Below are 6,092 nucleotides of genomic sequence, written 5' to 3'. Positions count from 1 at the left end.
GCCGTTGACGTGCACCACCTGCCCGGTGACGTGCCCGGCGGCGGAGCTCGCCAGAAACGTCACCACAGCGGTGACGCGAACGGTCACGTGCGCACGACCGCTGCGCCCGAACCGATCGGCGACGCTCAGCCGCCCAGGTAGGCGCCCCCGTTGACGTGCACCACCTGCCCGGTGACGTGCCCGGCGGCGGAGCTCGCCAGAAACGTCACCACAGCGGTGACGCGAACGGTCACGTGCGCACGGCCGCTGCGCCCGAACCGATCGGCGACGCTCAGCCGCCCAGGTGAGCCCCGCCGTTGACGTGCACCACCTGTCCGGTGACGTGCCCGGCGGCGGGGCTCGCCAGGAACGTCACCACAGCGGTGACGTCCTCCGGCGTGCCGGGACGCTTGTTCATCGTGTTGCCGACGAGCCGCTCGCGGCGGCCGTCGCTGAGCTTGCCGTGGAAGAACTCGGTTTCGCCGATCAGTCCCGGCGCGACGACGTTCGCGGTGATCCCGCGCGGGCCGAACTCCTGCGCCACACTGACGTTCCACGCCTCGACCGCGGCCTTCGCGGCGCCGTACGAACCGGCGCCGGTGTGGGCGGCGATCGAGCCGATCGTCACGATCCGCGCGCCGTCGGCGAGGCGGTCGCGCAGCGCGTGCGTCACCAGCGCCGCACTGACCACATTGGACCGGAGGTTCCGCTCGAACGCGGCCGCGAACCCGGCGAGGCCTTCGCTTTCCTCGCCGGCGAAGTCCGTGTTGCCGCCGGCGTTGTTGACGAGCACGTCGACCCGGTCCGGCAACTCGCCCAGTGCGGTCTCGACGGCCGCCGGATCGGCCGCGTCGAACACGACCGGCCGCGCGCTCAGCAGCGTCGCCGCCTCGGTGAGGACCTTCTCCCGGCGTCCGGTGATCGTGACCCGGTCGCCTGCCTGCGCAAAGGCCGCCGCGACGGCGTACCCGATGCCCGTGCCGCCGCCCGTCACCACAATTTCCCTGCTGTTCCCCATGTCCGGAGAGCCTACTGCCTAGGATCGGGGCATGACGAAGATCGATCCGGCCACGTCCGCCCTGGTGCTTGTCGACCTGCAGGAGCGGATCGTGGTGCTGCCGACCACGCCGCACACCGGCGAAACGGTCCTGGCGAACTCGCTGCGGCTGCGGGAGGCGTTCCGCGCGGCGGGCGCGCCGGTCGTGGTCGTGAAGGTGTCGCGGCCGGACAACCCGCCGGGCAACGAGCTGGTGTTCGACCCGCAGGACGACAAGGTCGTCACCAAGTTCACGATCGGCGGCTTCGCCGGCACCGACCTGGACGAATACCTGCGTGGCAAGGGCGTCCGCACGGTGGTGTTCGGCGGCATCGCGACGGAGTTCGGCGTCGAGTCGACCCTGCGCGCGGCCTCGGACCACGGTTACGACACGGTGGCCGTCTCGGACGCGATGACCGCCCTGTCGGACATCTCGCACGAGAACGCGATCACGAAGATCTTCCCGCGCCTGGGCACGGTCGTGACCACCGACGAGGCGCTGGCGGGGCTGGCGTGATCGACAAGATCGCCTGGCTGCACCTGGTGGACGGCCGCATCCTGAGCACGCGCTCCCGCGGCAAGCAGGCCTACTACCTGCCCGGCGGCAAGCGCGAGCCGGGCGAGACGGACGAGCAGACCCTGGTGCGCGAGATCCGCGAAGAGGTCACCGTCGCGATCGACGAGCCGACGATCCGGCCGGCCGGAGTTTTCGAAGCCCAGGCGGACGGCAAGGCATCGGGCGTGGTGGTCCGGATGACGTGCTTCACGGCGGAGTACACGGGCACGTTGGCGGCGAGCAGCGAGATCGAAGAGATCGCCTGGCTCGGCTACGCGGACCGCGACCGGGTGTCGGCGGTGGACAAGCTCATCTTCGACCACCTGCACGAGTCCGGTTTGCTCAAGTAGCCAGGAACTCGGTCACGTCGGCGCTGAAGCGGCGCAGTTCCTCGCCCGGCGTCAGGAACGTGCGTGCCACGCACTCCCAATCGCGCGCCCGATCCGCCACCGACTCGGGTCCGCGGAGCGTCCACGCCAGCTCGACGACTCCGCCGGTGTGTGCCGCGCGTAGTTCGAGGTCGCCGCGGAAGGATATCCAGACCCGCTCGCCCGGCCAGCCGCGAAAGTCGCGTTCGAGACCGGTCACGAAGAGACCGAAATCGTCGCCGTGCAGGGTCTCGACCCGCGCCGAAGCCGTCAGTCCGGCGCCTTCGGCGCGAACCGAGAAGACCACTAGGTCGCCTTCCGAGCGGTCGAGGTCCGAAAGGGTGACCGTCACGCCCGGACCCTCGACGGAGACCGTCATCTCAGCCGGAGCTTGGGCTTGTCCTCGAGGTGGGACAGCCCGTTCCAAGCCAGGTTCACGAGATGCGCCGCGACCTCGTCGCGCTTCGGCTTCCGGGCGTCGAGCCACCACTGCCCGGTCAACGCCACCATGCCCACCAACGCCTGGGCGTACAGCGCCGCCAGCTTTTCGTCGTACCCACGGGCCGCGAACTGCTGGGCCAGGATGTGCTCGACCTGGCTCGCGATGTCGTTGAGCACCGTGGAAAACGTGCCCGTGGAGCTCGCCACCGGGGAGTCGCGGACCAGGATGCGGAAGCCGTCGTGGGAATCCTCCACGTACGACAGCAGCGCGATCGCCGCCTGTTCCAGCATCACTCTCGGGTGACCGCCGTGGAGGGTCGAGACCATGCGTTCCAGCAGGAGCTGCGTTTCGCGGTCGACGACCACCGCGTAGATGCCCTCTTTGCCGCCGAAGTGCTCGTACACCACGGGTTTCGACACGTTGGCGCGGTGCGCGATCTCCTCGATCGACGTGCCGTCGAAACCCTTTTCGGCGAACAACGCCCGCGCGACGTTCAGCAGCTGCTGACGCCGTTCGCTGCCGGTCATCCGGACGCGGGTCACCGGGGCGGCCGGTCTTGCCCCGGTGACCTGCTGCTCACGCTTTGAACGTCGTCTCCCCGCCACTTGCCGAACCCTACAGTGAGGCTAGCTCTTCTCCGTGGCGATTCGGGCCAACCGCTGCGGGGTCGGCCAGCGCACGTCGTGCACCCAGCCGAACTTCTCGAAGATCCAGATCAGCCGCGCCGAGATGTCGATCTGGCCGCGCTTCACGCCGTGGCGCGCGGACGTCGGGTCGGCGTGGTGCAGGTTGTGCCAGGACTCGCCGAAGGAGAAGATCGCCAGCGGCCAGAAGTTCGCCGACTTGTCGCGCGCGGTGAACGGGCGCTCGCCGATCATGTGGCAGATCGAGTTGACCGACCAGGTCACGTGGTGCAGCACGCAGATGCGCACCAGCCCGGCCCAGAAGAACGCCGTCACGGCGCCCCACAACGACCACGAGATCAGCCCGCCCGCCAGCGCCGGCAGCGCCAGGCTGACCAGCGCCCACAGCCAGAACAGGTCGTCGACCTTCTTGATCGCCGGGTCCTTCACCAGGTCCGGCGCGAAGCGCTCGGCGTTCGTCTGGTCGCGCTCGAACAGCCAGCCCATGTGCGCGTGCCAGAAACCCTTGGCGATGGCCCACGGCGAGGTGCCGAACGCCCACGGGGAGTGCGGGTCGCCGTCGCGGTCGGAGAACGCGTGGTGGCGACGGTGGTCGGCGACCCAGGTGATGACCGGGCCCTGCAGCGCGATGCTGCCGGCGATGGCCATGACCACGCGCAGCCACTGCTTGGCCTTGAACGAGCCGTGCGTGAAGTAGCGGTGGTACGACACCGTGATGCCGAGCCCGCTGATCGCGTAGAACACCACGAAGATGCCGACGTCGACCCAGCTCAGTCCCCAGCCCCAGGCGAACGGCACCGCGACGAGCAGTGCCACCAACGGCGCGATCACGCCGAAGTAGACCGAAAGCTGCACGCCGATTCCGCGGGTGCCTTCGGTGACAGGTTTGGGCCCCTTGGGAGCGGAAGGCTCCCCGGCGGGCTGCGAACGGTCGAGCGTGGCCGTCATACGCTTCACTTCTTCCTGCGTGGTGCCCCTACAAAGGGTTACCTAACCTACGATGCCGTAAGTTACGGTACAGGAGGTTCCGCCGGCTGGGGAGTGGCTGAACCTCTCACCGGTACTTCGGACCGGAGTACCCCGCGGACTGGCCGGTAACGCATCCCCCGCGCGGACGACACCCGATCGTCGCTATCCTGACCAGGAGCAATCCGCCGTAGTGTAATCGGCAGCACTTCAGATTTTGGTTCTGACAGTTCAGGTTCGAATCCTGGCGGCGGAGCAGCGAAAACACCAAGCTGAGGACCCCGAACCACGACACCGGGAGGTTGGCGCTGACCGAAGAGGCGACCGACCCGGTAGCGGCCAGGCGGCCCACGCTGATCGAGATGTCCGACGCCTGGCTCGTCGGACGCGCGCGTGAGCTGACCGCCGCGGTCCAGCGTTCGGACTACCCCCACCAGCTCGAGATCGTCGCGCAGATGGACGAGCTGCTCGACGAGACCCAGCGCCGCGGCGAGCCGTTGCTGGTCGCGCAGCTGCTGCGCTCCTCCGCCACCGCCCGGCTGATCACCAAGGGCCTCGCCGCCGAAGCGGAGCCGCGGCTCGACGAGATGCTCGCGCACACCCGGCGTCACGGCCTGGCGCTGCTGCGGGCCGACGCGCACGCCCTGCGCGGGCGCCGCCTCGTGCTCGCCGCGCAGGAGGACGCCGCGCTCACCGAGATCGCCCGCGCGCTGGCCATCCTCGACGACTCCGCGATCCCGGACCGCCAGGTCGGCATCCGCACCTGGAACCGGATGCTGTGGTCGACGCTGAACGACTGCTGGATCGTGCTCAACCAGCTCGGCGTCTACGAAGCGGCCGAAGAGGTCAGCAGCCGCGCCGCGTCCGCGATCCGCGAGAGCGCGACCCCGCACGAGATCACCCTGCAGCTGCTGAACCGGGTGAAGATGCTGCTCGGCTGGGGTCTGCGGCTGGAGCGGATCGAAGAGTACGACGAGAGCGCCGACAAGTTCCGCACCGCCGCGTCGATGGCGATGGCCATCGAGGGGCCCTACAGCGAGTCGCTGTTCCCGCGCCGGGCCGGCGTCGAAGCCGTCGAGCAGGTCGGCGTGCTCGCCGCCGCGCTCGCGCTGCACCGGCCCAGCGAGGACCAGATCGACCGGCTCCGCGGGCTCCACGAGGGCATCGGCTACCCGGGCGAACGCGAGATCGTCACGATCGCCTTGGCCCGCTGCTTCGACAAGGCCGGCCGGCGTGAAGACGCGCTGGACGTGCTCCGCTCGGCCCGCGAGTCGCTGGGCGAGGACGGCTCCCAGCCGTCGATGCGGCTGAACATCGCCCGCGAGCTCGCCCGCCTCGACACCAGCCCGGACTACGCGTCCGGCGCCAGCCAGTCGCTGATCGACTACGCGACCCGGCTGGAGTCGGAGATGTGGAGCCTGCGCGAGTCGCAGATCGCCACGCTGAACGCCCGCCGCGAGCACGAACGGCTCTCGGCCGAGCACGGCGCGATCACCCAGCAGGCCCTGCAGGACCCGCTCACCGGCCTGCCCAACCGCCGCGCGCTGGACGAGAAGCTGCGGCAGCTCGCGTCCTCGGCCGACGCGCAGCCCCTCGCCGTCGCGCTCGTCGACCTCGACGGTTTCAAGGGGGTCAACGACAAGCAGTCCCACGCCGAAGGCGACAACGTGCTGCGTGTCGTCGCGAGCACACTGCGTGACGCCCTGCGCGGTGACGACCTGGTGGCGCGCTACGGCGGTGACGAGTTCATCGTGCTGCTGCCGGGCACCCCGGCGTCCGCGGCGAAGATGGCGCTCGGCCGCGCGGTGAAGTCCGTCGCCGGCCTGCCGCACCACCTCTCGCACGGCGTCACGCTGTCGATCGGGCTCGTCTCCCTGCGCCCGCAGGAGCGGGGCGAACAGGTCCTCGCCCGCGCGGACGCGGCCATGTACCAGGCCAAACGCGGCGGCGGCAACCAGGTGGCGTCGGCCAACTCGATGGCCGCGGACCCCGCTGCGGCGTGGACGAGCGAAGGTCTACCGACCGACCCGGCGTGGGACCCTGAAGAGCACAGTTAGCAATCCGGCCGAAAGTAGGCGGATACGTTCGGCGAGCGAACCCG

The 6,092-nt window shown here is 69.8% G+C and carries 7 protein-coding genes and 1 tRNA gene; 4 read left to right on the top strand and 4 right to left on the bottom strand.

Translation table 11 applies throughout. The annotated features are described in order from the left end of the window. Nucleotides 1-271: 271 nt before the first annotated feature. The gene (locus ACIOD2_RS08920) at nucleotides 272-997 is read right to left on the bottom strand and encodes an SDR family NAD(P)-dependent oxidoreductase (RefSeq protein WP_400536106.1); all 726 of its coding nucleotides are present in this window, start codon (nucleotides 995-997) and stop codon (nucleotides 272-274) included. A gap of 31 nt (nucleotides 998-1,028) precedes the next feature. Between ACIOD2_RS08920 and ACIOD2_RS08915 the strand changes: the two genes are divergently transcribed. Continuing rightward, complete coding sequence (locus ACIOD2_RS08915) at nucleotides 1,029-1,532, top strand: isochorismatase family protein (protein WP_400536104.1); 504 nt, start codon at nucleotides 1,029-1,031, stop codon at nucleotides 1,530-1,532. Next, entirely contained in the window at nucleotides 1,529-1,921 is a 393-nt protein-coding gene (locus ACIOD2_RS08910; protein ID WP_400536102.1) for an NUDIX domain-containing protein, read from the top strand. Before ACIOD2_RS08915 ends, ACIOD2_RS08910 begins: the two co-directional genes overlap by 4 nt. Here ACIOD2_RS08910 and ACIOD2_RS08905 read toward each other — a convergent pair. From ACIOD2_RS08905 to ACIOD2_RS08895, 3 genes are all read right to left on the bottom strand, one after another. Continuing rightward, nucleotides 1,914-2,318, bottom strand: a complete 405-nt coding sequence (locus ACIOD2_RS08905) for a DUF6228 family protein (RefSeq protein ID WP_400536099.1) — start codon at nucleotides 2,316-2,318, stop codon at nucleotides 1,914-1,916. The two genes, ACIOD2_RS08910 and ACIOD2_RS08905, sit on opposite strands and share 8 nt — an antisense overlap. Then, entirely contained in the window at nucleotides 2,315-2,908 is a 594-nt protein-coding gene (locus ACIOD2_RS08900) for a TetR family transcriptional regulator (RefSeq protein ID WP_400536096.1), read from the bottom strand. Before ACIOD2_RS08900 ends, ACIOD2_RS08905 begins: the two co-directional genes overlap by 4 nt. Before the next feature lie 99 nt (nucleotides 2,909-3,007). Further along, nucleotides 3,008-3,973: an acyl-CoA desaturase gene (locus ACIOD2_RS08895; protein WP_400536093.1), complete on the bottom strand. Its 966-nt coding sequence runs from the start codon at nucleotides 3,971-3,973 to the stop codon at nucleotides 3,008-3,010. A 202-nt stretch (nucleotides 3,974-4,175) separates the two neighbouring features. On the opposite strand from ACIOD2_RS08895, the gene ACIOD2_RS08890 reads away from it, so the two are divergent. Both ACIOD2_RS08890 and ACIOD2_RS08885 read left to right on the top strand, forming a co-directional pair. Next, nucleotides 4,176-4,247 (top strand) — tRNA-Gln (locus ACIOD2_RS08890). Between the two features lie 46 nt (nucleotides 4,248-4,293). Next, a complete protein-coding gene (locus ACIOD2_RS08885) occupies nucleotides 4,294-6,048 on the top strand; it encodes a diguanylate cyclase domain-containing protein (protein WP_400536090.1) in 1,755 nt (584 codons plus the stop codon). The last annotated feature ends 44 nt before the right edge of the window (nucleotides 6,049-6,092 follow it).

The sequence above is a fragment of the Amycolatopsis sp. NPDC088138 genome (genome assembly GCF_044741685.1).
Classification (GTDB): Bacteria; Actinomycetota; Actinomycetes; order Mycobacteriales; family Pseudonocardiaceae; genus Amycolatopsis.
This window is presented reverse-complemented; position numbering and strand designations above follow the sequence as displayed.